Raw genomic sequence first — 24,588 nt, 5'->3', positions numbered from 1 at the left:
TTTTAAGTTTTCCCGGTGCCGGGCCGGAATTTTGAGGAATTCCATGCAAAAACCTTTTAGGCTCGTTTCGATAAGCATCTTAAGGTGATACTATGAGGCCAAAGGTGGCCGTTCTCTTTAAGATGAAGAGCAAACCCGTTGAGGAACTCAGGAAATACGCGGACGTCGAGTTCATCCTGTATCCCGACGTTGATGAACTGAAGGAGCGAATAGGAGAATTCGACGCGGTGATACTCTCTCCACTGAACCCGTTCCCCCGTGAGGTTATCGAGAGGGCCGACAGGCTGAGGGTGATAAGCTGCCATTCCGCCGGTTACGACCACGTTGACGTTAAAGCTGCAACCGAAAGGGGAATATACGTCACCAAGGTTTCCGGTGTTCTGAGCGAGGCCGTCGCTGAGTTCGCCGTTGGCCTGACCATAGCACTCCTCAGGAAGATAGCCTACTCCGACAGGTTCATCCGCGCCGGCAAGTGGGACTCCCACCGGACGATATGGGGCGGCTTCAAGGGTATAGAGACCGTTTATGGGAAAAAGGTTGGAATCCTCGGGATGGGCGCCATAGGAAAGGCCATAGCACGAAGAATGAAGGCGATGGGGACGGAGATACTCTACTGGTCCCGCTCTCGGAAGCCCGATATAGAGGAAGAAGTAAACGCGAGATACCTTCCCCTCGACGACGTCCTGAGGGAGAGCGATATCGTGATTTTGGCCCTTCCCGCCCTTCCAGAGACCTACCACATAATCAACGCGGAGAGACTAAAGCTCCTCGAAGGCAAGTACCTCGTCAACATCGGACGCGGAACCCTCGTGGACGAGAAGGCCCTCGTGGAGGCCATCGAGGAAGGAAAGCTGAAGGGCTACGCGAGCGACGTCTTCGAGAACGAGCCGATTCAGGAGCACGAGCTGTTCAAGCACGAGTGGGAGACCGTCCTAACGCCCCACTACGCAGGTCTCTCAAAGGAGGCCATGGAGGATATGGGATTCCAGGCGGTTAAGAATCTCCTCGCGATTCTCCGCGGCGAGGTTCCGGACACCCTGGTGAACCGTGAAGTGGTCGAAATCTGTCCGCCGGAGAAGGTGAGGATGCTCTGAGGTGATATCATGCTCGTTGAAGAGCTGAGGGAGATAACGCAGATTCCCGGAATTTCGGGCTACGAGGAGAGGGTGAGGGAGAAGATAAAGGAATGGATTGAACCCTACGCCGACTATGCGGTTGATACCATTGGGAATCTCATAGTCGAGCTCGGCGAGGGCGAACTTAAGGGCATCTTCATGGCCCACATGGACGAGATAGGCCTTCTAATCACTGGAATAAGGCCGGACGGAAAGCTCACCTTCAGGAAAATCGGAGGAATAGACGACAGGCTTCTCTACGGGAGGCATTTTGATGTTATAACCGAGAACGGAAAGCTCGACGGCGTCATAGGTGCCCTTCCGGTGCACCTCAACCTCGAAAGAAAGTTCGACACGGTTCCCTGGAGGGAGCTGGTCATAGACATCGGTGCCGAGAGCAAGAGGGAGGCGGAAGCCCTTGGGGTCAAGGCGCTTGATTACGCGGTCTTCAAGAAGCATTTTGCGGTTCTCAACCACCGCTACGTTTCAACCCGCTCGCTGGATGACCGCTTCGGCGTCGTCGCTTTAATTGAGGCAATAAAGGACCTGGTGGACCACGATTTGGACGGAAGGTGGATTTTTGCCTTCACCGTGCAGGAGGAGATTGGCCTCAAAGGAGCAAAGTTCCTGGCCGAGCATTACACTCCAAAGTACGCCTTTGCTGTAGACTCCTTTGCCTGCTGCGGTGACCTGACCGGTGATGTGAAGCTCGGCGGGGGAGCGGTGATAAGGGCTGTTGATAACTCCGCGATTTACACGAGGGAGCTCGCCAGAAAGGTTGCCGAGATAGCGTCGAGGAACGAGGTTCCCCTTCAGATAGGTGTCACAGGCGGCGGAACGGATGCATCGGCCTTCCAGCATAAGAGCGAGGTTCTCGCTTTGAGCGTTCCGATAAGGTACCTCCACAGCGAGGTCGAGACCCTTCATCTGGCCGACCTCGAGGCCCTGATAAAACTCATAGAGGCGATAGCGTTTGAACTTTGAGGGTCAGGGGTTCTCGCCAGGAACGACAAGAGAACCCTAAGAAGCCTCTTAGGGAGGGTGTCCAAGAGATGAGTACCTTTGGGGAGGTTCGCACTCATTCGCCGTTGGGCATGCTAAATGGAGCGAACAATGGGAGAGTTACAGATGAAGAAGCACCCTATCTCAGGAGAAATCAAGGTCTGACAGTTAAAAGACTTTCCGCGAGCGCTTTGCGTAGCAAAGGGCTCTGGGGGTGATTTGGTGCTAAAATACGTCGGCTACTTCGCAGTTGGGATATTCATCGGCATACTCGCGGCGCTCTTTGGCCTCGGGGGTGGGTTCCTGATAGTTCCGACGCTGAACTTCCTCGGCGTCGAGATACACCACGCGGTGGGCACATCGAGCGCGGCTGTCGTCTTTACATCCCTCAGCTCGGCGGTAGCGTACTCAAGGCAGAGGAGGATACATTACAAGGCCGGCCTTCTGCTGGCCTCAACGGCCGTAATCGGTGCCTACATCGGCGCGTGGCTGACTTCTTTTATAAGTGCTGCCCAGCTGAAGGTAATCTTCGGTCTCGCGCTGATTATGGTCGCGGTGAGGATATACCGCAAGAAAACGGCCGAACCGAGTGAAGTCAGGCTCGAGGACGTTGAGGTTAACTACAAGCTGGTTCCACTTGGAGGCTTCTTCGCGGGGATAGCCAGCGGCCTCCTCGGCGTAGGTGGGGGCATAATCAACGTGCCCTTCCTGACTTACCTCGGCCTGCCGATACACTACGCGGTGGCAACTTCAAGCTTTGCGATAGTCTTCACGGCAACGGCTGGAGCTCTCAAGCACTACGCCATGGGCAATGTGGAGACCCAGTGGCTGGTTCTCCTCGTGCCAGGCCTCATCATAGGCGCCCAGCTCGGTGCGAGAATAGCGAAGAGAACGAGGGCGGACAGTCTTAAGAAGGCCTTCGCGGTCGTCATGGCCCTCTTGGCTCTGAGGATGATTCTGAAGGGTCTCGGCCTTCCTGTTCCGTGAGTTCTCCTCTCCTTCTTTCCTTCAGATAAGCCGCCCCAAGGAGGAGCGTTGTAACCATCATGACCAGCCACGCAATCACCAGAGGCCTATCATAGGGATAATAGAGCTCTCCCGTCAGGATGTGCAGTAGAGAGACTATAAGCAGCATTACGGACAATGTGAACCCAATGAGCCCCCCAATAACAAAAAGCACTATGTTCCCGCTTCCGTAGCCCATCTCACCTCCGAGCGCAAGCTCAGCGCGATAGCCGATTATGGCCGTTAGGACGAGGATAACCCCAACCAGAAGAAGATTCACGGAGCTCAGCTTTCCATTCCTCCACTCGTACAGGTCGTAGGTGAGCACCAGCAGCAATCCCCCAGCGGCGGAGCCGAGCCAGACCGAGAGGTCCTTGTAAAAGCCGTAGGGTGCGTCCCAGTTGGCGAAGGTTATCGAGCCCGGCTGGGTTATCACAAAGACGAGAAGCACCATCAGCCAGTACTTTTTCCACCCCATTTCCATCTAGATTCCTAAGGCTCCAAAGTTCAAAAATTTTTGGCCGAAGTGTAATCATCCGGCTAAATTATATAAACCTTCCCGGGGATACCGGGCCGATGCGGAATGCTTAACCCTGCGATGGCCGTTTTAATCGGTACCCTCATAGGCACTATAGCGGGTCTGTTTGGAGTCGGAGGCGGGTTCCTCATAGTTCCCTCGCTGGTGTTCCTTGGACTGCCCATTCACATGGCTATCGGAACCAGCCTCGCGTGCATAACGATAAGCTCACTCTCCTCCGCATACGCCCACATCCGGGCAGGCAGGGTTCTCTACCGGGTGGCTTTTCTGAAGGAGGTCTTTTCAATCCCTGCCGCGGTTATAGGCGCGTACCTCTCGGGAATGCTGAACTCAAACGTCCTGGAGGTGGTATTCGGCCTTCTCCTAATCTACGTTGCCTACGTCTTCGTCAAACGAAACGATGTAAGAAACCGCGGGGAGGCACTGAGGATAAATTATCGGAAGGTTCCGCTGATCGGTGCCCTCTCCGGCCTGACTTCCGGACTCCTGGGGGTCAGTGGAGGGGTATTGAACGTCCCCCTCTTCCACACCCTCGCGGGTCTCCCCGTGAACTACGCTGTTGGAACGTCCAGCCTCGCCCTGTTCTTCACGGCCCTGGTGGGAACGGCCACCCACATCGGACTCGGGCAGGTGGACCTTCAAACGGCGCTCCTGCTGTCCCCGGGTCTCATAATAGGGGCTGCCGTGGGGGCCAGGCTGGTTCCGAAGCTTCATCCAAGGCGGTTTAAGATACTGTTCTCGGTGCTTCTGATAATGGTCGCGGTGAGGCTCCTCCTCAAGTCACTCAAAGGTTTTTAATCTCCTTGACTAGTTCCTCTGGGGGAGAACATGAAAGAAGTGTTCGAGAAAATCAAGGCCGAGTACGGAGTCGAGATAGAGGATGAAAACGACATGACGAACGCATGGAAGCTCGTTGAGACCCTCAAGGATAGGGGGTGGGTGGTGTACATCATCACCGCTAGGGGACGCGAGCAGGTCGATGCGTGGCACCCGAACTACGGAAGCCTGTACGCCCAGTTCGGGGAGATTCCGCATTTTACGAACGTGATGGAGGGAATATGTGTTACAGCGCTCCATATAAGGGAACTTGAGAAGAATGGAACGCTCTGAAACGTTCGTTCCGTCGGAGTCCTCAAATAGGTTGGGCGCCTAGCCTTCATCGGTGATGCCCATGAAGGGAATGAAGGGCTTTGCACTGGCCCTGGCAATATTGCTGGTTGGGAGTATACTGCCCCTCGGTCTTGCGGAGGGCAACAACACCACCGAATCGTACACTGGAGTGGCAATGGACAACAGCACCAGGGAGATGGTGATAGCGGGTCAGCTGATTGACCAGCTTCAGAGGCTGAGCAAGTTCGCCGAGGACAAGATAGAACCCATAAAGGACAAGCTGCCCGAGAACTCGACGATATTAACCCACTACGAGCTCGCAGAGGACTACAAGGAAAAGGCGATGAGTGAATACGAGGCCGGCGACTACTACAACTCGATACTGGACAGCCTCACTGCCATGCACCACTACAAGGTTGCACTCTCAGCGCTTAAGGAGGCCAAGGAGAAGGTCCAGGATGTAAGGGAACACATCAAAATGGAAATCGAGCGCATGACGGAGTACTTCAGGTTCGTTGAGAAGACAATAAACATCGCCCAGAACCAAGGGATAGACGTGAGCAACCTCACCGCACTCTACAACGAGACCAGAGATGCCTACAAGGTTGTACTGGATGACCTTAAGGCCGGGGACTACGAAAAGGCGAAGGCAGACTATGACGCCGCCAAGGAGAAGAAAGCTCTCCTCGACGAGGAGCTGAGAAAGGTCCGCGAGGAGCTCGCCTATGCAAACGCCGACAAGATCGTCAAGGACTTCCTGATCAAGGGCGAGAAGGGAATGGAGATAGCTCAGAAGGCAATCGAAGTCGGGGAGCAGAACGGTTACAACGTGACGGAGCTCCAGGAGAGGCTCGATGCTTTCTCGGAGGTTTACGATCAGGTCAAGGCTCTCGCGGACGAGGGCAAGTGGGAGGACGCTCTGACCGTCATGAAGGATAACAGGGAAACCATAGTTGAGTTCCACAATGCCGTTGAGTTTATACTGAGAAAAGTTCACGAGAGGGAGCTCGAGGAAAAGCTGAAGGACATCCGCGCTTTCCTCAGGGAGATGAACGACAGGATTCAGAAGGACTCAAAGGCGCTCCGCGAGCTTAAGAGCAGGGGCGTCGACACCACCAGGGCGGAGGTTCAGCTAAAGATTGCCGTCCAAGAGCTCAGGATAGGCGTCGGGCTTCTCAGGGCAAAGAAGCCCCTACAGGCCAAGGCCCACTTCGCGATAGCCCTAGAGATGCTCCACCGGGTAGACGAGTTCATACTCGCCCACTCTTGACCTTTCCTTTTTCATTACGGAGGGATGCTTAAATGAGACTCAGGCAAGTTGCAGTCTTCCTGATGGCAACGCTCATCCTTCTGCCTTGGGTTAGTGCGTATACCGTCTCGTCTCTGGTTTTGACGGTTTACGATGACGGCTACGTCAAGGTTGAATATGAAATCCTGCCCGCGGAGTACGCCTCCCAGATTGAACTTCCTCTCATAGGAGACCATTACGAAAACGTCATCGTTGAGGACGAGGACGGAAATCCCTTGAACTTCCTGCTTGAGAACGGAAGTCTCCTCATCTATTCCGGGGATGCCGGGATAGTCAAGGTCTCCTACTACACCCCTGACCTGACCGCGAAGGAGGGCATGGTGTGGACGCTTCACGTTGCGACCAACGATTCCTTCACAGTTGTGCTGCCCGAAAACGCCATAGTGGTTGACCTGAGCGACATACCGCTTGAGATAGCGGGGAACTCGATAACCATGCCCCCTGGAAACCAGAGCGTTTCCTACACGCTCAACGGCAGAGGGGTCGGAGGGGAGAGCGGGGCGGGCAGTTTGCCGTATCTCGCCCTCTTGGGAGGTCTTGCGGTAGTCGGAGGCTCCGCCTATGCCCTATGGAGAAAGAAAAGGGGTCAGAGCTCAATGCCGACCCGCGAGGAGTTCCAGGCCAGGCTTGAGAACCTCGACCTCAACGAGGAGGAGAAGCGTGCGCTGCTCTACATCTTCGACAAAGGCGGGAAGGCCAGCCAGGCCGAGGTTAGGGAGGCGATAGGTCTGCCGAAGACCACCGCCTGGAGGATGTTCAAGCGCCTCGAGAGGAAGGGTCTTGTGAAGGTTCTGAAGGGCAGAAAGGAAAACTGGGTGGAGCTCAGGTTCTGAGCTCCCCTTAGTCACCTTATCCCTGCTCCCAGTTTTATCTCCTTATCTGGCATGAGCAAAGCCACGTTCTCGCCGTCGTCAGCCGCTAAGAGCATTCCCTGGCTCTCTACTCCCCTGAGCTTCTTGGGCTCGAGGTTTGCTATGATGACGACGTAGTGGTTGAGCAGCTCTTCCGGCTTGTAGTACTTCTTCAGCCCGGCAACGAGCTGTCTGACCTCGTCTCCGAGGTCAACCTTGACCACGTAGAGCCTGTCGGCGTTCGGGTGATCCTTGACCTCGATTATCTTTCCAACGCGGAGGTCGAGCTTCAGGAAGTCATCAAAGCTTATGTACTCCACGCTTTCACCACCTTCCTCTTTTTTCTTCACCTTCTCCTTCTTCGGGGATTTTCCGGACTTTTCAGATTTAACTCCGATTTCATCCCCGTAGATGCTCTTAAGGATTGCCATGGCCTCTTCCCGTTTGGCCTCCCCGAAGCGCTCGAGGGCAACCTTCATCACATCGTCCCGCTTGTAATACTTATCGAGGAGCAGCCTGGCGCTCTTGGGGTTGCCCCGTGCTATGTAGTTCACAATGAAGTAGATTATGTCCTCGTCGGTTACCTTCTTGAACATTGGGCTGGCCTTCCTAACCCTGTGCCCGGCCGGAATCTCGGTGAACTCCCAGCTCTTCAGCTCCTCGAGGTTGAGGAGGTGCCATATCTTCTCGCTGGCATCGGGGAGGAACGGCTCCAGCAGGATTCCGAGGGCCTTGACTATCTGGAGAGAGATGTTTACGGTGGTTGCCGTCCTTGCCCGGTCGGTTTTGGCGGTCTTCCACGGCTTCTGGTAGTCGAAGTAGCGGTTGCCGAAGATGGCGAGCTCCATGACCCGCTTTAACGCGTCCTTGAACTTGTAGCGGGCTATCAGCTCCCCGGTCTCCTCGAAGGCCTTCTCGATTTCCTCGAAGGCCTGTCTGTCGAGGTCGTCCAGCTCGCCCCTCTCCGGAACGACACCGTCGAAGTAGCGGTTGGCGAAGGTCATCGCCCTGTGGACGAAGTTTCCGAGGTTGTTGACGAGCTCCTCGTTTATCTTGCTCTTGAAGTCGGCGAAGCTGAAGTCGCTATCGCGAGTTTCGGGCATTATGGCGGTGAGGTAGTAGCGCAGGTAATCTGCAGGGAAGGCGTCGAGGAACTCGTGGACCCAGATGGCCCAGTTCCTGCTGGTGGAGAACTTCTTGCCTTCGAGGTTGAGGTACTCGTTGGCGGGAATGTCGTAGGGCAGGTTCCACTCGGCCTCAACTTCCTCATCCCTGTACTTTCCGTAGGCCATCAGGAAGGCCGGCCAGAATATGGCGTGGAAGGGCACGTTGTCCTTGCCGATGAAGTGGATGACCTTGGTCTCGCCGTCGAGGTTGAGCCAGAACTTCTTCCACTCGTTTTCCCTCCCCTCCCTCTTCAGGTGCTCGATTGTGATTGAGATGTAGCCTATTGGGGCCTCGAACCAGACGTAGAGCACCTTTCCTTTAACGTCCTCGTCGTCGAGGGGGACGGGTATTCCCCAGTTGAGGTCCCTCGTCATGGCCCTCTCTTCGAGGCCCTCGTTAATCCAGCCGAGGACGGTGTTCCTGACGTTCGGTTTCCAGTGCTCCTGGCCGAGAACCCACTCCTTCAGCCGCTCCTCGAAGTCCTGCATGCGGATGTAGTAGTGGGCCGAGTCCTTGAAGGTTATCGGGTTGCCGCAGATGTTACAGCGCGGGTTGATGAGCTTCTCCGGCGTCAGTGGATGACCGCAGACCTCACACTGGTCACCGCGCTGGTTCTCGGCGCCGCAGTAGGGGCAGGTGCCTATGACGTATCGGTCGGGCAGAAACATCTTGTCGTGCTCGCAGTAGGCCTGTTTGGTGACCTTCTTGACTAGGTGGCCGTTCTCAAGCGCCTTGAGGAAGAACTCCTGGCTTATGCGGTAGTGAACCGGAAGCTCGGTTCTACCGAAGTAGTCGAAGCTTATCTTGGCCCTCTCGAAGGTCGTCTTTATGTGCTCGTGGAACTCGTCAACTATCTCCCTCGGGCTTCTTCCCTCCTTCAGCGCGCGGAAGGTTATCGGCGTCCCGTGCTCGTCGGTTCCGCAGATGAACAAGACTTCCTCGCCCCTAAGTCTAAGGTAGCGCACGAAGATGTCCGCTGGAAGGTACGCTCCTGCCAGGTGTCCCGCGTGAATCGGACCATTAGCGTAAGGAAGAGCGGATGTTACCATGTACCTGACCATTTTAACCACCGTCCCGGCAATGGGTTTAGAGCCTTATAAGACCTGCGGGTTTTAAGCATTACGGTGGGTTATTTTTAAATGGCCAAAATATGTTGAGTTATGCATAATCCCTGCCCAAAGGTTTTAGTTTGGATGGCATCCATGGACTGTGGTGACCCTCATGAAAGCCAGAATCATCGAGCGCTTCAAATTCGAGGCGGCCCATGCCGTTCTGATCAACGGAGAGCCCGAGGAGATACACGGCCACACGTTCAGGCTTGAAGTGGCCGTTGAAGGCCCCCTGGAGAACGGCTACGTAATGGACTTCCTCGAGCTGAGGAGAATCGTGAACGAAATCATTGAGAAGCTCGACCACAGAAACCTAAACACGCTCTTCGAGAACCCGACGACCGAGAATGTGGCCCTGTGGATTGCGGAAGAGGTCGGAAAAAAACTGCCTGGTGACGTCAGGCTTAAAAGAGTGATCCTCTGGGAAGGAGAAGAGAACGGGGTGGAGTTTGAGTTCTGAGGACGTATTGTCCCTGCAAACCGCAAGACTTTTTTCGTCTTGTTGTCTATTACTATCGATGGCCATGAAGACCCTGGAGGATATAGAAACCATCCTGAAGGCCCACAAAAATGAGCTGAAGGAGAGATTTGGAGTAAAGGAGATTGGGATATTCGGTTCCTACGTCCGCGGAGAGGCCAAAGAAACGAGCGATATTGACATTCTGGTCGACTTCTACGAGGTTCCTTCCCTGTTCAGGTTCATAGAGCTCGAGGAGTATCTCGAGGAACTCCTCGGTGTAAGGGTTGACCTTGTTCTAAAGTCTGCTTTGAAGCCCAAAATTTCCGAATATGTGATGAGGGAGGTCATCTACGTATGAAGCGAGCGCATGAAGACTACATCAACGATATCATCGAAGCAATAGCGCTGATAGAGGAGTTCACCGCCAACATGGAATTTGAGGAATTCGAGCGAGACAAGAAAACCCAGTTTGCAGTTATCCGGGCTCTGGAGATAATTGGCGAAGCCGCCAAGGCCATTCCAGAGGAGTTCAAGGAGAAACACCCGGAAGTGCCCTGGAAAGAGATGGCAAGAATGAGGGATAAACTTATACACGCGTATTTTGGAGTTGATCTCCGGGTTGTATGGCGAACCCTCAACGAGGACATTCCACAGCTGAAAAAGAAGCTGGAGACCCTCCTTTAGTTCCCCTTCACCTTAACTTCCCTCACGCTCTCTGTGAGCGCCATTCCGTTGGTTCCCTTCTCGAAGGAGAGACCATCGGGCAGCGACACCTTCACCGGCACGGCCCTTTCCTTCTCCTCGCTTGGGGTCCAGCTTATCAAATCGCCCTCCTCAACGTCGAGCGTTTTTATCAGGCCCACCGGCCCTTCTATTATGTACTTGGCTGGCTCTTTCGGAGCGTAGAACCGCCATTTCCGGGCAGTTTTAAAGTCCACCACTCGTCTCGCGGAGTCCAGCCAGATTACGTCTATATCGCTCAGCATGAAGAACATGTGAATTGACGCGTTGGCCTTGGTTTCCGCCGGAAGAACGAAGACCATGGCATAGTTGACGTTTCTAACCAGCATTAATCCCCTGAAGCGCTTAAAGAAGCTGTCCGCCAGCTTCACATGCCCGTGCCATGTTCTCTCCTTGGTCTCGTTGACGAGCATGGTAAGAAATAGAAATGCAAGTTGATAAGTTTTTGGGAAAGAAAGGGAATTAGAGGTCTCCGGCCTTTGCCTTCTCCCCGAGCTCGAAGCCCTTGTGAAGCGCCTTGAGGTTTATCTCCTCGGTGCCTTTGGGGACCGCATCCAGAACGGCCTTCTCTATGGCCTCCCTGCTCACGACACTGGTCCACGCCGTCAGGATTCCGAGGGTGAGGATGTTCATGGTGAGGCTCAGCCCGGTGGTTTCCTCGGCTATCTCCGTGAGCGGCAGCGAGACCACCTCAAGCCCCCTCTCGAACTCGGTGTCCCTGTGCGGAACGAGCTCCTCCTCGACTATTATCCGTGCCCCCCTCTTCACAGTCTGGAGGTACTTGTTGTAGGCCTCCTGGGAGAAGAAGACGGCACAGTCGGGATTGAGGGTCTTGGGGTAGTCTATGGGCTCGTCGCTTATGACCACCTCTGCCTTGCTCGCTCCACCTCTAGACTCCGGCCCGTAGGCCTGTGTCTGAACGGCGTAGAGTCCCTCGTAGACCGCCGCGGCCCTCCCGAGGATGACGCTCGCCAGGATGACTCCCTGACCGCCGAAGCCGCTGAAGAGTATCTCCTTCCTCATTCCTCCCACCCCATCATCTTCTTGGCGCGCTTCTTGTACGCCTCGTACTCCCTCACGAGACCCGGCCTGTCCCTGTCGGCAAACTCTCCGATGACTATCTTGCCCTCGAGCTCCTCCGGCGGCATCTTCTTGGCCTTCGCGAGCGGGACGGTTATCTTCTGATACCAGCGGAGCAGTTCCGGAGCGGTCTTCATCCTGTTCCTCCTTCCGAAGCTTATCGGGCACGGCGAGAGGAACTCAACGAGGGTAAATCCTTCCTTGTTGAGGGCCTTCTTGATGCTGTTGATTCCCTGGAGGTAGTTGAAGACGCTCCACCTTGCCACGTAGTTGGCTCCAGCCGAAACCGCGAGGTCGGCTATATCGAAGGGGTTCTCGAACTGACCGTAGGGAGCGGTAGTTCCGCGCAGGCCCTTCAGGGCGGTCGGCGCGACCTGGCCGCCGGTCATTCCGTAGGTGAAGTTGTTGATGAGTATCACAGTTATGTCGAGGTTCCTCCTGATGGCATGGATGAGGTGGTTTCCTCCTATGGCCGCGGCATCTCCGTCGCCCATGAAGGCGATTATCTTGAGGTCCGGATTGGCGAGCTTTATACCGGTGGCGAAGGCTAAAGCCCTTCCGTGGGTCGTGTGGAGGCCGTCGAAGTTGACGAAGCCCGGAACACGGGAGGAACAGCCTATTCCGCTGACCCAGACTATCTCGTCTTGGTTGAGGCCGAGGTCGTCTATCGCGCGGAGCGTGTACTGGAGCGCCGAGCCTATTCCACAGCCCGGACAGAATATCGTCGGGAGCATGTCCTTTCTCAGGTACTTGTCGCGAATCTCGTAAGCGGATTTCAGGTACATTCAGCCCACCACCCTCTCGACTATCTCCATCGGAGTGTGAACCTCGCCGCCTATCTTCGCTATCAGCTCGACCTCCGCCTTTCCGTTGGCGCCCTCTTTGACGAGGTGGTAGAGCTGTCCGAGGTTCATCTCCGGGACGTATATCTTCCTCACGCGCTCGGCGAGCTCCTCGATCATGTCGAAGTCGAAGGGCCATATCGTGTTGAGCTTGAGAAGGCCGGCCTTAACGCCCCTCTCGCGGAGTATCTTAACGGCCCTTACCGCCGAGCGGGAGACTATGCCAGTGCTCACTATCGCTACTTCAGCGTCGTCGAGCTCAAAGGCGTCGTAGGAGATTATGTCCTCCCTGTTGCGCTCCAGCTTCTCGATTATCCTCCGTATGAGCTTTTCATGGACCTCCGCTTCAACCGTCCTCGGCCTTCCGCGCTCGTCGTGGGTAAGGCCTGTGACGTAGGTCCTGTACCCCCTGCCGAATATCGGCATCGGAGGAACGCCGTCGCCGTGTATGTCGCCGAACGGGAACTTCGCCTCCTCCTCGTTGGCCGGAAGCTTGCGGTTGATTATCTCGATCTCCTCCGGTAGGGGGACGTAAACGCGCTCGCGCATGTGGGCTATTTCCGCGTCGGTGAGAAGAACCACCGGCGTCCTGTACTTCTCGGCCAGGTTGAAGGCCCTTATGGTGAAGTCAAAGGCCTCCTGGACGGTTGAGGGACTGAGAACTATGAGCGAATGGTCGCCGTGGGTTCCCCAGATGGCCTGCATTATGTCTCCCTGGGCCGCGAGGGTCGGCTGGCCCGTTGATGGGCCGCCGCGCTGAACGTCCACGACAACGACCGGAGTTTCCGTCATTATCGCGTAGCCTAGGTTCTCCTGCATGAGGCTGAATCCCGGGCCGCTCGTTGCGGTCATGGCCTTGGCCCCGGCCCATGAAGCCCCTATTATCGCCGCCATGCTCGCCAGCTCGTCTTCCATCTGTATACTTACACCGTCCACCAGCGGCATGTAGAGGGCCATGGCCTCGAATATCTCGCTCGCGGGCGTGATTGGATAACCCGCGTAGAAGCGGCATCCCGCGAGGATCGCCGCCCTTGCTATCGCCTCATCACCCTGAATGAAATCGCTCTTACCGACCGGAAAAGGGTATCTCATCTGCATCCCTCCTCGTAACCGACCCTGAAGGCTTTGATGTTTATATCCTCGGTTCCCTTGGGAACCCTCCTCCTTATGGCCTCCTCGACGTTTTCCTTCTTCACAACGCCGGTTTTCGCCACGAGGTAGCCGAGGGCGACCATGTTAACGGTGAGCGCCAGACCGGTGCTCTCCTCCGCCAGGCGCGTGAACGGGGCGCCTATGTAATCCCTATCTGGCTTAACCAGATCGGTGTCTACGATCAGCAGTCCATCCTCCCTCAGCTCGTCCTTGACGGTGTCGTAGCCGAGCTGGGCGAGTGCGACGAGAACGTCCGCCTCGGTGACTATGACGTCGTAAATCGGCTCCTTGGATATTATCACGTCCGCTATGGAATGACCGCCCCTGCTCGCGGAGCTGTAATCCTGGGTCTGGACGACGTTCAGCCCCTCTATGGCGGCGGCCTCGCCGAGTATGACACCGGCCAGGACAACGCCCTGGCCTCCTATGCCTGCGAACCTAACCTGCATGGCTCTCACTCCTCCTTGAGGCCGAAATGCTCCTGAACCTCGTCTATGAGCTTGTTAAGCTCCGTGGTGAACTCCGGCCTCTCTCTGTTTACGAACTCCCCTATGACGAACTTGCCCTCAAGCTCCTCCGGGCTCATGTTTCTCGCCCTGCTGACCGGGACTGAGTTCTTGAGGAACCATCTGAGCATCTCGGCCGGCTCCTTCATCCTGTTCCTCCTTCCGAACTGGACCGGGCACTGGGAGATGACCTCAACGAGCGAGAAGCCCTTAACCTGGAGGGCTTTCTTTATGCTCTCGATGAGCTGGTAGACGTGAGCGGTGGTCCACCTGGCAACGTAGCTTGCTCCGGCGGCGGCAACAGTCTCGGAAATCTGGAGCGGGTGCTCTATATTCCTGTACGGGCTGGTGGTGGTTTTAGCGCCGAAAGGTGTCGTGGGGGCGACCTGTCCGCCGGTCATTCCGTAGATGAAGTTGTTAACGAGGATTACGGTTATGTCTATGTTCCTCCTCGCGGCGTGGAGCAGGTGGTTACCGCCTATGCTCGCCAGATCACCGTCACCGCTTATGACGACGACCTTCTTGTCGGGGAGGCCCACCTTGACACCGGTGGCGAAGGCTATCGCCCTCCCATGGGTCGTGTGGAGCGTGTCCGCGAGGAAGTACGGTGAGGCTATCCAGGCGGAGCAGCCTATACCGCTGACGACGACGAGGTCCTTAGGGTCAATCTTGAGGCCGTCGATCGCGTTCGCGAAGGCGTTGAGGACGGTTCCGCCGCCACAGCCGGGACAGAGGGCTGTGGGTAGGGCCTCCTTGCGGAGGTACTTAACCATCGGATAGGTGGAGTATATCTTCTTCGCCATCAGGCAACACCCCTTATCTCGCGGAGGATCTCCTCAACGGTCAGAGGCACTCCGCCGATTTTGTTCACGCCCTTGAGGAGGACGTCGTCGTTAACGTAGCGCTCGACCTCGATTATCATCTGGCCGAGGTTCATCTCGGCGACGAGTATCGTTCTAACGCGCTTTCCAAGCTCCCTCATTCTCTCGGCCGGGAACGGGTGGACGGTCTTCGGCACGAAGAGGCCGACCTTTATTCCCTCCTCCCTGGCCCTGAGAACTGCTCCGAGGGCCGGTCTCGCGGTAACGCCCCAGCTGACGACGAGTATCTCGGCGTCGTCCGTGAAGTGCTCCTCGTACTTCTCGTAAACTTCGCGGTTCTTCTCAATCTTGCGGTGGATTCTCCTCACAAGCCTATCGTGAACCTCAGGGGTGTAAACGTCCCTCAGGCCGGTCTCCTTGTGAGTCGAACCGGTGACGTGGGTGAAGTAGCCGTGACCGAAGAGCGGCATCGGCGGAACGCCGTCCCCGTGGGGGTCGCCGAAGGGGAGTCTTGCCTCTTCCTCATTCTCCGGAAGCTTGCGGTAGGTTATCTCGACTTCCGAAACGTCCGGAATCTTTATCTGCTCCCTAGTGTGGGCGAGCACTCCATCGAAGAGCACCACAACGGGGGTTCTCAGCTTTTCGGCGATGTTAAAGGCCCTTATGGTCTCCCAGAAGGCGTCCTGCCCGCTCGTCGGAGAAACGGCAACGATCGGATGGTCTCCGTGCGTTCCCCACCTGGCCTGGAAGAAGTCGCCCTGCGCTCCCTTCGTGGCCTGTCCCGTTGAGGGGCCGCTCCTCTGGACGTCGACCAGAACGAGAGGGGTCTCGGTCATCACGGCGTAGCCTAGGTTCTCCTGCATAAGGCTGAACCCGGGTCCGGCAGTGGCGGTCATAACCTTGAACCCGGTCCATGAGGCGCCGACCATCGCGGCTATGCTCCCAATCTCATCCTCCATCTGGAGGTAGTAGCCGCCGAGCTTCGGCAGTTCGCGAGCCATCGTCTCCGCTATCTCGCTGGAAGGGGTTATCGGATAACCCGCGTAGAAGCGGCACCCGGCGAAGAGCGCGCCGTAGGCTACCGCCTCGTTGCCCTGCATGAAGTAGTTGCCCGGTTTGTAGAGCTTTCTAAGGAGCCTGAGCTGTTCAGGCTCGTTTCCACGAATAATCATGGTCACCACCTTATGGCTATGGCGAAGTCCGGGCAGAGAAGCTCGCAGAGCTTACACTTGACGCACTTCTCGGCGTGAACCGGGACGGGGTAGTGGACACCCTTCTCGCTGAGCTCCTTGCTCCATTCAAAGACTTTTCTCGGGCACATCTCGACGCAAATGCCACAGCCCTTGCACAGAAAAGTGTCCACGTCAATTTCAACGATTCCTTCCGCCTTGCCGGTAACGAGGTAGTCAGACCTTTCGACCACGGTTTTCCCTTCGACATCTGCCATAAGCATCACCCGCGATTTGCTAAGCCCTTTTACGTTTGTCAACATTTAAAGCTTTCGTGAGGGCCCATAAATGAGCATCAAAGAATCACGAGAGGCGTTATAAGGCCGGCGAAAAGAAAGCATGAAAATTCTTTCAAAAGCGAAATAACTTCACCACGTCACCAGCTGCCAGTCGAGGAGGCCGTTCTCAACTATGTACTCCCACCTCTCACGGCACTCGGGCTTGAGGTTCTCGATGTGACTGATGTCCTGAGTCGCCGAGAACTTCTTTATCGCCCTTCCTATGATCCGGTCGTAGTCGGTCAGGCAGTTGTGTGGCCCGCGCTTTGAACCCGCTCCAACTGGGTCGCTCAGGATCCTCTTGTTCGGGAAGCGCTTCTTCGCCCAGATTAGAACCTCAACAGCGCTCCAGAGCCACGGCGGGCGGTACTCCTTTTTCTCCCAGAGCCGCTCATAGAGTGTCCCCTTCTGAATATCGGTTATGTTGATCGAGAATGTGTCGGTATAAGGCTCGGCCTTTATTATGCTCTCCTTCGCATCCCTTATCCCGTCCCTCTCGCTCAGGAAGATTGGCTTGAGCAGGAGGTAGGTTTTGACCTTAGCTCCGGCTTCATGGGTTATCTCCGCGGCCCTAACGAAGTCCTCGAAGGTGTTGCCCTTGTTGATTGAGACATCGGCGATGTCGTCGTTTGCCGTCTCAAGGCCGATGGCGACCTCGAAGTGCTTGTCCGGGACTATCTCGGCCAGCTCTCTAACGGCATCGTAGCGGACCAGCTCGCTCCGGCTCTCGATGACTATCTCCCTGACCTCATCCAGAGCGGCCAGAATCTCAAAGATTCTCCTCCTCGTCTCGGGCTTAAGCTCTCCGTTGTCAAGGAAAGAGCCCGAGGTGAACATTCTGACCGCGAAGGGTCCCTTTTTGCCTTCGATTTTCTTGAGGGCCTCTTTGACGTAGTTCACTATGGCGTCCTGGCTCCACTTCACCTTTGGCGCGGCCGTTGGGTAGGCGCACATGTAGCAGGCCTGATTGATCCTGAAGCGGTAGCAGCCTATCGTGGGCAGGATTATGAAAAGTGCCGTTCCGGGCTCCCCGGCGACGTTGTCCTCGCTCGTCCAGTATGTCATTCTCTCACCTAAGCCTCGCTGGAAGTTAGGGTTTTTAAAGGTGAGGGATTAACCAGAACCATGCCGAGGATACTCATCACGAACGATGACGGGATTTATTCCAAAGGGCTGCGAGCCGCTGTCGAGGCCGTGAAAGACCTTGGTGAGGTTTACGTGGTCGCGCCGCTCTTCCAGAGGAGTGCCAGCGGAAGGGCCATGACCCTTCACCGTCCCCTCAGGGCCAAGCTCGTTGACGTTCCCGGGGCGAAGGTAGCGTATGGCATAGATGGAACGCCAACTGACTGTGTAATATTCGCCCTGGCCCGTTTCACCGACTTTAATCTGGCCATAAGCGGCATCAACCTTGGAGAAAACCTAAGCACCGAGATAACCGTTTCGGGAACTGCTTCAGCGGCCATAGAGGCGGCGACCAACGGGATTCCGAGCATAGCGATAAGCCTTGAGGTCAGCCGGGAGAAGTACAAATTCGGCGAGGGAAGCGAGGTTGACTTCTCCACAGCCTCTCACTTCCTGAGGAAGGTGGCGCGGGCCGTTCTGAGGGATGGTCTTCCCGAAGGCGTCGACATGCTCAACGTGAACGTTCCGGACGATGCCACCGAGGAGACTGGGATAGCAGTCACGAGGCTTGCCCACAGGATGTACCGGCCGACGATCGAGGAGCGCATAGACCCCAAGGGCAACCCGTACTACTGGATAGTCGGCAGAAAATGCAGGGAGTTCGAGCCCGGGACGGATGCCTACGCCCTGAAGGTGGAGAGAAAAGTCAGTGTGACCCCGATAAACATAGACATGACCGCGAGGGTAGATTTAAGGGAAGTTGAGAGGCTGTTCTAAGCCTCTCCAAAGATACTCTTCACGAACCACTTCTCGTCGAAGGGCTTGAGATCGTCGTAGCCCTGACCGACGCCGACGAAGAGTATCGGCGCGCCGATGGCGTGGCTTATGCTCAGAGCGGCGCCGCCCCTTGCGTCCGCATCCAGCTTGGTGAGGATTACGCCGTCGATCTTCACCGCCTCGTTGAACTGCTTCGCCTGCTCGACGACGGAGTTGCCGGCTAAACTGTCGCCGACGAATATCACCAGATCGGGCTTGGTTACGCGCGCTATCTTCTTCATCTCGTCCATGAGGTTCCTGTTCAGCTCGTTCCTCCCGGCGGTGTCTATGAGGACGACATCAAGTCCCCTGGCCTTGGCGTGCTGGATCGCGTCGTAGGCAACCGCAGCCGGATCGGCACCGTAGGAGTGCTTGATGACCTTGACGCCGACGCGCTTTGCGTGCTCCTCGACCTGCTCTATCGCCCCTGCGCGGAATGTGTCGCTGGCAGCTATAACGACGCCGAGACCGTTCTTCTTGAGCCAGTGGGCGAGCTTGGCTATGGTGGTCGTCTTTCCGGAGCCGTTGAAGCCCACAAAGGCTATGACGAAGGGCTTCTCCTCCTTGGACTTTATCAGCTCAAGGAGGTCTATTTTCTTCTCGGGTGTCAGGACCTCAAGAACGGCCTCACGGACGGCCTCCTCAACCAGGGCCTTCTTGTTCGTTCCTATCTTGACCTTCTGGCCGACGAGCTTCTCCTTTATCCTCTCCTTGAGTTCCTCAACGGTTTCGAGGGCGACATCAGCCTCGAGGAGCTCTATCTCCAGATCCCAGAGAGCGTTTTCAACGTCCTTCTCGCTTATTTCAGTCTGCGAGACCTTGTCCACGAATGAGCCTAACTTCTCCTTGAGTTTTCCCAGCATCTTTACCACCCCATGAGCGAGCGACTTATGCCTATATAATAATTATGAAGTGCCCTCGGCGATAGCTGGTGTCATCACACCTCAGACCCGAAACCGCTCGTCATCGGGCGGGTTTAACTCCGCTCTATCTCTTATAAACTCAGTACCTCCGGACGTAGGTCTTGCTCTCCACTACCCTCCCGTTCTCAAGGCGCATGACGTCCAGCCTTTCGAAGCCAACGGTTTCCCTCTTGTAAGCGATTAGATAATCGATGAATTCCCTTATCCCATAGCGGGTTATGGAGTCCTTCACGTACTTGTGCTCATAGAGCAGAACGAGCTTGTCCCTGTGCTCCCCCAGCCAGTCCTTCAGCTTTTCCCTCTCCGCCTTGGAGCGTGAGAGCGGGTTGACTATGAGGTACACCTCGAAGTCGTCGCTCTCGAAGGGGGAGCCTATGTAAACGTCACCGTCGACCTGGAACGGCAGATACTCAGCAAGTATGCGCCTCCCTGCTTTTCCCCATGCGTTCAGGTATATTCTCGCAAGTCTCTTCCCGTCGCCGGTAATTAAAACCGCTCCCGAATTTAATTCGGCTATTTTCTTCAGCATGGTCATCACAAAAAACTTTTACTCCAAGGTTAAAATTCTTTCTCAAATTTTCGGCTTTCAGAGAACCATAAAGTATATATTGCGCTTTACGGGTATAACTTTGAAAACTCGCGGGGTGTTAGCATGAAGAAGCTGTTTAGCTTGTTTTTAATTGGCCTCTTGGCTCTCGGTGTAGTGGCCAGCGGCTGCATTTCTCCAGGTGAGAACGAATCCACCAAGGGCGCCATTGCCATCGTTTACGACGTTGGTGGCAGGGGTGACCTGAGCTTCAACGACATGGCCTACCTCGGAGCTTCCAAGGCCGCGAAGGACTTCAACCTGGACCTAGTTGAACTTCAGAGCAACAGCGAGGACGACTACGTCAAGAACCTTGAGACCCTCGCAAGCCAGAAGAAGTACCTCGTTATCATAGCCGTCGGCTTCATGATGACCGATGCCGTCAAGCAGGTTGCCGACGAGTACCCGGACCAGAAGTTCGCCATCATCGACGGTTACATCCCTGACAAGGACAACGTCATGAGCATCCTCTTCAAGGAGAACGAAGGTTCTGCCCTTGCCGGTGCTCTCGCTGGCCTTATAGCGGCCAACAGCGGCAAGGACAAGGTCGGCATTGTTCTCGGTATGGAGATACCGGTTCTCTACAAGTTCGAGGCCGGCTACCGCTTCGGTGTCAAGTGGGCCGAGGACTACTACAAGAAGCACGAGGGCAAGGACGTCAGCATAGACGTCATCTACCAGTACACCGGAACCTTCAACGACGCCGCCAAGGGTAAGGCGGCCGCCAGGGCCCAGCTCGCCCAGGGCGCGTGGGTCATCTACCAGGTCGCCGGTGGAACCGGTCTCGGTGTCTTCGACGCCGTTTCAGAGGTCCTTGACTCCCAGGGCAAGAAGATGGGTCCGCCCTTCGCCATCGGTGTTGACTCCGCCCAGGACTGGATCAAACCAGGCGTTATCATAGCCAGCATGATGAAGCGTGTTGACGTCGGTGTCTACACCGCAGTTAAGGATGCCGTTGAGGGCAACTTCAAGGGCGGTATCGTCGAGCTCGGCCTCAAGGAGGGCGGTGTCGGCATAAGCAGCGTTGACGACGTTATGGCCATGTTCGACTCGCTCCCGGAGGACACCCAGAAGCAGAAGCTCAAGGACCTCGGCTTCAACAGCAAGGACGAACTCAAGAAGTACCTCGAGGACACCAGGGCCCAGGTTCCCGACTGGATCTGGGACGCGGTCAAGGAGCTTCAGGGCAAGATCACCACCGGTGTGATCAAGGTCCCAGCTCCGATGGACAAGGAAGGCATAGAGAAGGTCCGCGCCGCCAAGACCTGGCAGGAAATGATGGAGCTCGCCAAGTGAGCTCTTAACCCCTTTCTTTTCTCCACTTAAAAGGGGGTGCTGCAATGGAGAGGACGCCAATAATCGAGATGAAGGGAATCGTCAAGGTGTATCCGGACGGCACTAAGGCCCTCAAGGGCGTTGACCTTACCGTGTATAAAGGCGAGATTTTGGGTCTCCTCGGTGAGAACGGCGCCGGAAAGACCACCCTCATGAAGGTCCTTTTCGGCATGCTCCATCCGACCTCGGGTAAAATCTTCATAAGGGGCGAGGAGGTCAGGTTCAAGAGCCCCTCCGATGCCATCGCTCACGGCATCGGTATGGTTCATCAGCATTTCACGCTCGTTGAGGTTTTCGATGCCCTCCACAACATAATCCTTGGCATGGAGGGCCACGGACTGTTTTCAAAGATTGATGTTGATAGGGCCACCGAGAAGCTTCAGAAGCTCATGGAGGACCTGAACTTCAAGGTCCCCCTGGACGTCCCGGTGGAGGACCTGCCCGTTGGAGTCCAGCAGAGGATTGAAATCCTCAAGATGCTCTTCAGGGACGTTGACGTCCTCATACTCGACGAGCCGACGGCGGTACTGACGCCCCTCGAGGTCGAGGAGCTCTTCGCCGTTCTCAAGAAGCTGAAGGCCGAGGGGAAGACGATAATCTTCATCAGCCACAAGCTCAACGAGGTCATGGAGCTCACCGATCGTGTCACCGTCATCAGGAAGGGCGAAGTCATAGGAACCGTCAACACGAGTGAGGCAACGCCGCAGCTACTCGCGAGGATGATGGTTGGAAGGGATGTGGTTCTCAGGATACAGAAGCCGCCCAAGGAGCCAGGGGAGCCTATACTTGAGATCAAAGACCTCTGGGTCAAGGGTGACAGGGGCGAGGACGCCGTTAGGGGGCTGTCCTTCGAGGTAAGGGCCGGCGAGATATTCGGAATAGCCGGCGTCGAGGGCAACGGTCAGACGGAACTCATCGAGGCCATAACCGGACTGAGGAGGCCTGAGAAAGGCCATGTGATTTTGAATGGGGCGGAGATAACTGGTAGAAGCCCGAAGGAACTCTACGAGGCGGGAATGGCTCACATCCCCGAGGACAGAACCCGCATGGGACTGATACTCAACATGACCGTCACGGAGAACGCGATACTCGGTCTCCAGTGGATGAAAGAGTTCCAGCGCTGGAAGGGAACGATAGACTGGAACAAGGCCAGAGAGCACACCGGACGGCTCATAGAGGAGTTCGAGATAGTCGCCCCCGGTGTTGACGCCCCGGTCAAGAGCCTCAGCGGCGGCAACCAGCAGAAGCTCATCGTTGCCAGGGAGGTCAGCAAGAAGCCCGTGCTCATAGTGGCTTCCCAGCCCACGAGGGGTGTTGACGTCGCCTCAACCGAATACATCAGGAACTACCTCGTGAAGCTCAGAAACGAAGGCAAAGCCGTTCTCCTCGTCTCGGCAGACCTCGACGAGGTTGTCCAGCTCAGCGACAGGATGGGAATAATCTACGAGGGCGAGTTCATGGGCATTGTGAAGCCCGAAGAGGTCACCACGGAAGAGATCGGTATGATGATGGGAGGTATCCGCTATGAAGAAATCAGGAAGTGAGCTCATCAAATCCTTGAACGTCCGTCCGTTCATCGAGAGCCTTATAGCCATATTCGTCGGTTTCCTCATAGGTGCAATAGTCCTCCTGGCTTTCGGCTACAACCCCTTCGAGGCCTACTACTGGCTCTTCCAGGGCGCCCTCGGAAGCACCTACGGAATAGCCTCGACCCTCAGATACGCAACCCCGATAATGCTCACGGCACTGACCTTCGCGATAGGCACCAGGACGGGAATATTCAACATAGGTGCTGAGGGCTCCTTCTACTTCGGCGCCATAGCGGCGGTGATATTCACCAACATCTGGGACAATATGCTCTTCGGCCTCGTCATGGGCATGCTCCTCGGAGCACTCTGGGCGCTTCCAGCGGCGGTTCTCAAGGTCTACCGCGGCGTCCACGAGGTCATATCCACGATAATGCTCAACTGGATAGGCTGGTTCTTCGTGCTCTGGCTCATAGTCGGGCCGTACGCCAACCCCAACGACCCCAACAAGACCATCAGAATCCCGGTGGCAGCTAGACTCCCCGAAATCGGCTACGGCCTTTCAATAGCCATCATAATTGCGGTAATCGCCGCACTGCTGACGTACTTCCTGCTCTGGCACACGACCATGGGATTTGGAATGCGCGCCAGCGGAATGAACGAGAAAGCCGCACGCTACGCCGGAATGAACCCGAAGATGGCCGTCATGTGGTCGTTCCTCATCGGTGGCCTGCTCAGCGGACTGGGCGGTGCCATGAAGATAATGGGTGAGGGTCCAACCTATGCCATCAGCCAGGGAGGGGCGAACATCTACGGCTTCGGTTTCGACGGTATCGGTGTCGCCTTGGTCGGCAGGAACCATCCGCTCGGAATCATCCTCGCGGCAATATTCTTCGGAATGCTCCGTGCTGGAACGGCGCTGATGCAGGCACAGGCACAGGTTCCGCTCGAAATCATCAAGGTCATACAGGGAATCATAGTCATAACCGTTGCCATCCCGAGCCTGTACGACCTGATTAGAAAAGCCATCCACAGGGGGGCTGCCCAATGAACGTTGGTGACGTCCTCACTATACTGTTCACCTCCCTCATGGCCATGGTGCCGATAGTGCTCACCAGCGTTGGGGCCGCCTGGAGCGAGCGCGCCGGTGTGGTCAGCATCGGCTACGAGGGCGTTCTCCTGATGAGCGCATTCTTCGGCGCGATATTCGCTGAGCTTGCACACAACGCCGTCGTTGGCCTCATTGGCGGAATACTCGTAGGCGTCCTGCTCGGAATGCTCCACGGCGCCCTCACCGTCTACCTCAAGGGCGACCACGTCATCCCGGGTATAGGCATCAACCTCCTGGCCCTTGGTGTGGTTCCCTTCGGTATACTGGCCTACTGGGGAACCGCCGGGCAGCACCAGCTCCCGGACGATGCGCAGATGTGGCACATCAGGACCCCCTACGGCGAGCTGAGCCCGATGGTCTTCGTGACCATCGTGATAGCCATCGTAACCTGGTGGGTGCTCTTCAAGACCCCGCTCGGTCTGCGCGTCCGCTCCGTCGGTGAGAACCCGGAGGCCGCCGATGCGCTGGGTATAAACGTCGAGAAGTACAGGTTCTGGTCAACGGTCTACGGACACGCCCTAGCGGGACTCGGCGGAGCCTTCATGAGCGTTGACTGGCTCGGGCTGGTTCACAAGACGATGTCCGGAGGCAGGGGTTTCATAGCGCTGGCCAACATGGTCTTCAGCGGCTGGAACCCACTAGTCTCACTGATAGGTGGCTGGCTCTTCGGATTCTTCGACGCCCTCGCCACATGGCTGGCACCGAAGCACATAATCCCCGGGCAGTTCATCCTCATGCTGCCCTACATAATGACCATCATCATCGTGGCGGGAATCATCGGCAAGGCCAGGCCGCCGAAGTGGGACGGAAGGCCCTACAAGAGGGAGTGATCTCCCTTTTCCCCTTTTGAATTT

At 56.2% G+C, this 24,588-nt stretch carries 28 protein-coding genes; 15 read left to right on the top strand and 13 right to left on the bottom strand.

Translation table 11 applies throughout. The features are described from left to right. Positions 1-92: 92 nt before the first annotated feature. From A3L10_RS03000 to A3L10_RS02990, 3 genes are all read left to right on the top strand, one after another. Positions 93-1,094 (top strand): 2-hydroxyacid dehydrogenase, encoded by a 1,002-nt coding sequence (locus tag A3L10_RS03000; protein WP_088866339.1) that lies wholly within the window; start codon positions 93-95, stop codon positions 1,092-1,094. 9 nt (positions 1,095-1,103) lie between these two features. Further along, the gene (locus A3L10_RS02995) at positions 1,104-2,099 is read left to right on the top strand and encodes a M42 family metallopeptidase (protein WP_088866338.1); all 996 of its coding nucleotides are present in this window, start codon (positions 1,104-1,106) and stop codon (positions 2,097-2,099) included. A 240-nt stretch (positions 2,100-2,339) separates the two neighbouring features. Next, positions 2,340-3,104, top strand: a complete 765-nt coding sequence (locus tag A3L10_RS02990; protein WP_088866337.1) for a sulfite exporter TauE/SafE family protein — start codon at positions 2,340-2,342, stop codon at positions 3,102-3,104. On the opposite strand, the gene A3L10_RS02985 is transcribed toward A3L10_RS02990, so the two are convergent. Further along, positions 3,046-3,606, bottom strand: coding sequence for a hypothetical protein (locus A3L10_RS02985; protein ID WP_232461008.1), 561 nt, complete (start codon positions 3,604-3,606; stop codon positions 3,046-3,048). The two genes, A3L10_RS02990 and A3L10_RS02985, sit on opposite strands and share 59 nt — an antisense overlap. Before the next feature lie 99 nt (positions 3,607-3,705). On the opposite strand from A3L10_RS02985, the gene A3L10_RS02980 reads away from it, so the two are divergent. The 4 genes from A3L10_RS02980 (at position 3,706) to A3L10_RS02965 (ending at position 6,912) form a co-directional block, all read left to right on the top strand. Next, the gene (locus tag A3L10_RS02980) at positions 3,706-4,458 is read left to right on the top strand and encodes a sulfite exporter TauE/SafE family protein (protein WP_088866336.1); all 753 of its coding nucleotides are present in this window, start codon (positions 3,706-3,708) and stop codon (positions 4,456-4,458) included. A gap of 30 nt (positions 4,459-4,488) precedes the next feature. Further along, entirely contained in the window at positions 4,489-4,770 is a 282-nt protein-coding gene (locus A3L10_RS02975; RefSeq protein WP_088866335.1) for a hypothetical protein, read from the top strand. 61 nt (positions 4,771-4,831) lie between these two features. Continuing rightward, the gene (locus A3L10_RS02970) at positions 4,832-6,040 is read left to right on the top strand and encodes a hypothetical protein (RefSeq protein ID WP_088866334.1); all 1,209 of its coding nucleotides are present in this window, start codon (positions 4,832-4,834) and stop codon (positions 6,038-6,040) included. A gap of 32 nt (positions 6,041-6,072) precedes the next feature. Then, positions 6,073-6,912, top strand: a complete 840-nt coding sequence (locus A3L10_RS02965; protein ID WP_088866333.1) for a helix-turn-helix transcriptional regulator — start codon at positions 6,073-6,075, stop codon at positions 6,910-6,912. 11 nt (positions 6,913-6,923) lie between these two features. Here A3L10_RS02965 and metG read toward each other — a convergent pair whose 3' ends face one another. After that, the gene (metG, locus tag A3L10_RS02960) at positions 6,924-9,158 is read right to left on the bottom strand and encodes a methionine--tRNA ligase (RefSeq protein ID WP_088866332.1); all 2,235 of its coding nucleotides are present in this window, start codon (positions 9,156-9,158) and stop codon (positions 6,924-6,926) included. 160 nt (positions 9,159-9,318) lie between these two features. On the opposite strand from metG, the gene A3L10_RS02955 reads away from it, so the two are divergent. The 3 genes from A3L10_RS02955 to A3L10_RS02945 are packed head-to-tail and all read left to right on the top strand — an operon-like array spanning position 9,319 to position 10,350. After that, positions 9,319-9,666: a 6-pyruvoyl trahydropterin synthase family protein gene (locus A3L10_RS02955; RefSeq protein WP_088180293.1), complete on the top strand. Its 348-nt coding sequence runs from the start codon at positions 9,319-9,321 to the stop codon at positions 9,664-9,666. A gap of 58 nt (positions 9,667-9,724) precedes the next feature. Beyond that, complete coding sequence (mntA, locus tag A3L10_RS02950) at positions 9,725-10,024, top strand: type VII toxin-antitoxin system antitoxin protein adenylyltransferase MntA (RefSeq protein ID WP_232461007.1); 300 nt, start codon at positions 9,725-9,727, stop codon at positions 10,022-10,024. Continuing rightward, positions 10,021-10,350, top strand: a complete 330-nt coding sequence (locus A3L10_RS02945) for a HepT-like ribonuclease domain-containing protein (RefSeq protein ID WP_088866330.1) — start codon at positions 10,021-10,023, stop codon at positions 10,348-10,350. Before mntA ends, A3L10_RS02945 begins: the two co-directional genes overlap by 4 nt. Here A3L10_RS02945 and A3L10_RS02940 read toward each other — a convergent pair. From A3L10_RS02940 to A3L10_RS02900, 9 genes are all read right to left on the bottom strand, one after another. Further along, entirely contained in the window at positions 10,347-10,820 is a 474-nt protein-coding gene (locus A3L10_RS02940) for a DUF192 domain-containing protein (RefSeq protein WP_088866329.1), read from the bottom strand. The two genes, A3L10_RS02945 and A3L10_RS02940, sit on opposite strands and share 4 nt — an antisense overlap. 49 nt (positions 10,821-10,869) lie before the next feature. After that, complete coding sequence (locus A3L10_RS02935; RefSeq protein ID WP_088866328.1) at positions 10,870-11,430, bottom strand: 2-oxoacid:ferredoxin oxidoreductase subunit gamma; 561 nt, start codon at positions 11,428-11,430, stop codon at positions 10,870-10,872. Next, the gene (locus A3L10_RS02930; protein WP_088866327.1) at positions 11,427-12,272 is read right to left on the bottom strand and encodes a 2-oxoacid:ferredoxin oxidoreductase subunit beta; all 846 of its coding nucleotides are present in this window, start codon (positions 12,270-12,272) and stop codon (positions 11,427-11,429) included. Before A3L10_RS02930 ends, A3L10_RS02935 begins: the two co-directional genes overlap by 4 nt. Next, positions 12,273-13,421 carry a 2-oxoacid:acceptor oxidoreductase subunit alpha gene (locus A3L10_RS02925; RefSeq protein ID WP_088866326.1) on the bottom strand — a complete coding sequence of 383 codons (1,149 nt, stop codon included), beginning with the start codon at positions 13,419-13,421 and terminating at the stop codon, positions 12,273-12,275. Continuing rightward, the gene (locus tag A3L10_RS02920; protein WP_088866325.1) at positions 13,418-13,930 is read right to left on the bottom strand and encodes a 2-oxoacid:ferredoxin oxidoreductase subunit gamma; all 513 of its coding nucleotides are present in this window, start codon (positions 13,928-13,930) and stop codon (positions 13,418-13,420) included. The genes A3L10_RS02925 and A3L10_RS02920 overlap by 4 nt, the downstream gene beginning before the upstream one ends. A 5-nt stretch (positions 13,931-13,935) precedes the next feature. Further along, on the bottom strand, positions 13,936-14,790 hold the full coding sequence (locus tag A3L10_RS02915) for a 2-oxoacid:ferredoxin oxidoreductase subunit beta (protein WP_088866324.1): 855 nt from the start codon (positions 14,788-14,790) through the stop codon (positions 13,936-13,938). Further along, positions 14,790-15,980, bottom strand: a complete 1,191-nt coding sequence (locus A3L10_RS02910; protein ID WP_088866323.1) for a 2-oxoacid:acceptor oxidoreductase subunit alpha — start codon at positions 15,978-15,980, stop codon at positions 14,790-14,792. Before A3L10_RS02910 ends, A3L10_RS02915 begins: the two co-directional genes overlap by 1 nt. Positions 15,981-15,982: 2 nt before the next feature. Continuing rightward, positions 15,983-16,255, bottom strand: a complete 273-nt coding sequence (locus A3L10_RS02905) for a 2-oxoglutarate ferredoxin oxidoreductase subunit delta (protein WP_088180301.1) — start codon at positions 16,253-16,255, stop codon at positions 15,983-15,985. A gap of 150 nt (positions 16,256-16,405) precedes the next feature. Beyond that, positions 16,406-17,380, bottom strand: coding sequence for an archaeosine biosynthesis radical SAM protein RaSEA (locus A3L10_RS02900; RefSeq protein ID WP_088866322.1), 975 nt, complete (start codon positions 17,378-17,380; stop codon positions 16,406-16,408). Between the two features lie 60 nt (positions 17,381-17,440). On the opposite strand from A3L10_RS02900, the gene surE reads away from it, so the two are divergent. Further along, a complete protein-coding gene (gene surE / locus A3L10_RS02895) occupies positions 17,441-18,214 on the top strand; it encodes a 5'/3'-nucleotidase SurE (RefSeq protein WP_088866321.1) in 774 nt (257 codons plus the stop codon). Here surE and ftsY read toward each other — a convergent pair. Both ftsY and A3L10_RS02885 read right to left on the bottom strand, forming a co-directional pair. Next, entirely contained in the window at positions 18,211-19,116 is a 906-nt protein-coding gene (ftsY, locus tag A3L10_RS02890; protein WP_088180304.1) for a signal recognition particle-docking protein FtsY, read from the bottom strand. The genes surE and ftsY overlap by 4 nt on opposite strands. 139 nt (positions 19,117-19,255) lie before the next feature. Beyond that, the gene (locus A3L10_RS02885; RefSeq protein WP_088866320.1) at positions 19,256-19,705 is read right to left on the bottom strand and encodes a hypothetical protein; all 450 of its coding nucleotides are present in this window, start codon (positions 19,703-19,705) and stop codon (positions 19,256-19,258) included. 123 nt (positions 19,706-19,828) lie between these two features. Between A3L10_RS02885 and A3L10_RS02880 the strand changes: the two genes are divergently transcribed. Genes A3L10_RS02880 through A3L10_RS02865 form a run of 4 tightly spaced genes read left to right on the top strand, consistent with a single transcriptional unit; the run spans position 19,829 to position 24,564 of the window. Next, positions 19,829-21,058 (top strand): BMP family lipoprotein, encoded by a 1,230-nt coding sequence (locus A3L10_RS02880; protein WP_088866319.1) that lies wholly within the window; start codon positions 19,829-19,831, stop codon positions 21,056-21,058. Positions 21,059-21,102: 44 nt separating this feature from the next. Further along, the gene (locus A3L10_RS02875; RefSeq protein ID WP_088866318.1) at positions 21,103-22,641 is read left to right on the top strand and encodes an ABC transporter ATP-binding protein; all 1,539 of its coding nucleotides are present in this window, start codon (positions 21,103-21,105) and stop codon (positions 22,639-22,641) included. After that, entirely contained in the window at positions 22,622-23,674 is a 1,053-nt protein-coding gene (locus A3L10_RS02870; protein WP_088866317.1) for an ABC transporter permease, read from the top strand. Before A3L10_RS02875 ends, A3L10_RS02870 begins: the two co-directional genes overlap by 20 nt. Continuing rightward, positions 23,671-24,564 (top strand): ABC transporter permease, encoded by an 894-nt coding sequence (locus A3L10_RS02865; protein WP_088866316.1) that lies wholly within the window; start codon positions 23,671-23,673, stop codon positions 24,562-24,564. Before A3L10_RS02870 ends, A3L10_RS02865 begins: the two co-directional genes overlap by 4 nt. Positions 24,565-24,588 lie beyond the last annotated feature (24 nt).

The sequence above is a fragment of the Thermococcus radiotolerans genome (assembly GCF_002214565.1).
In the GTDB taxonomy this organism is placed as follows: Archaea; Methanobacteriota_B; Thermococci; order Thermococcales; family Thermococcaceae; genus Thermococcus; species Thermococcus radiotolerans.
Note: the sequence above shows the minus strand (reverse complement) of the source record. Positions and strands in the feature narration are given on the sequence as shown.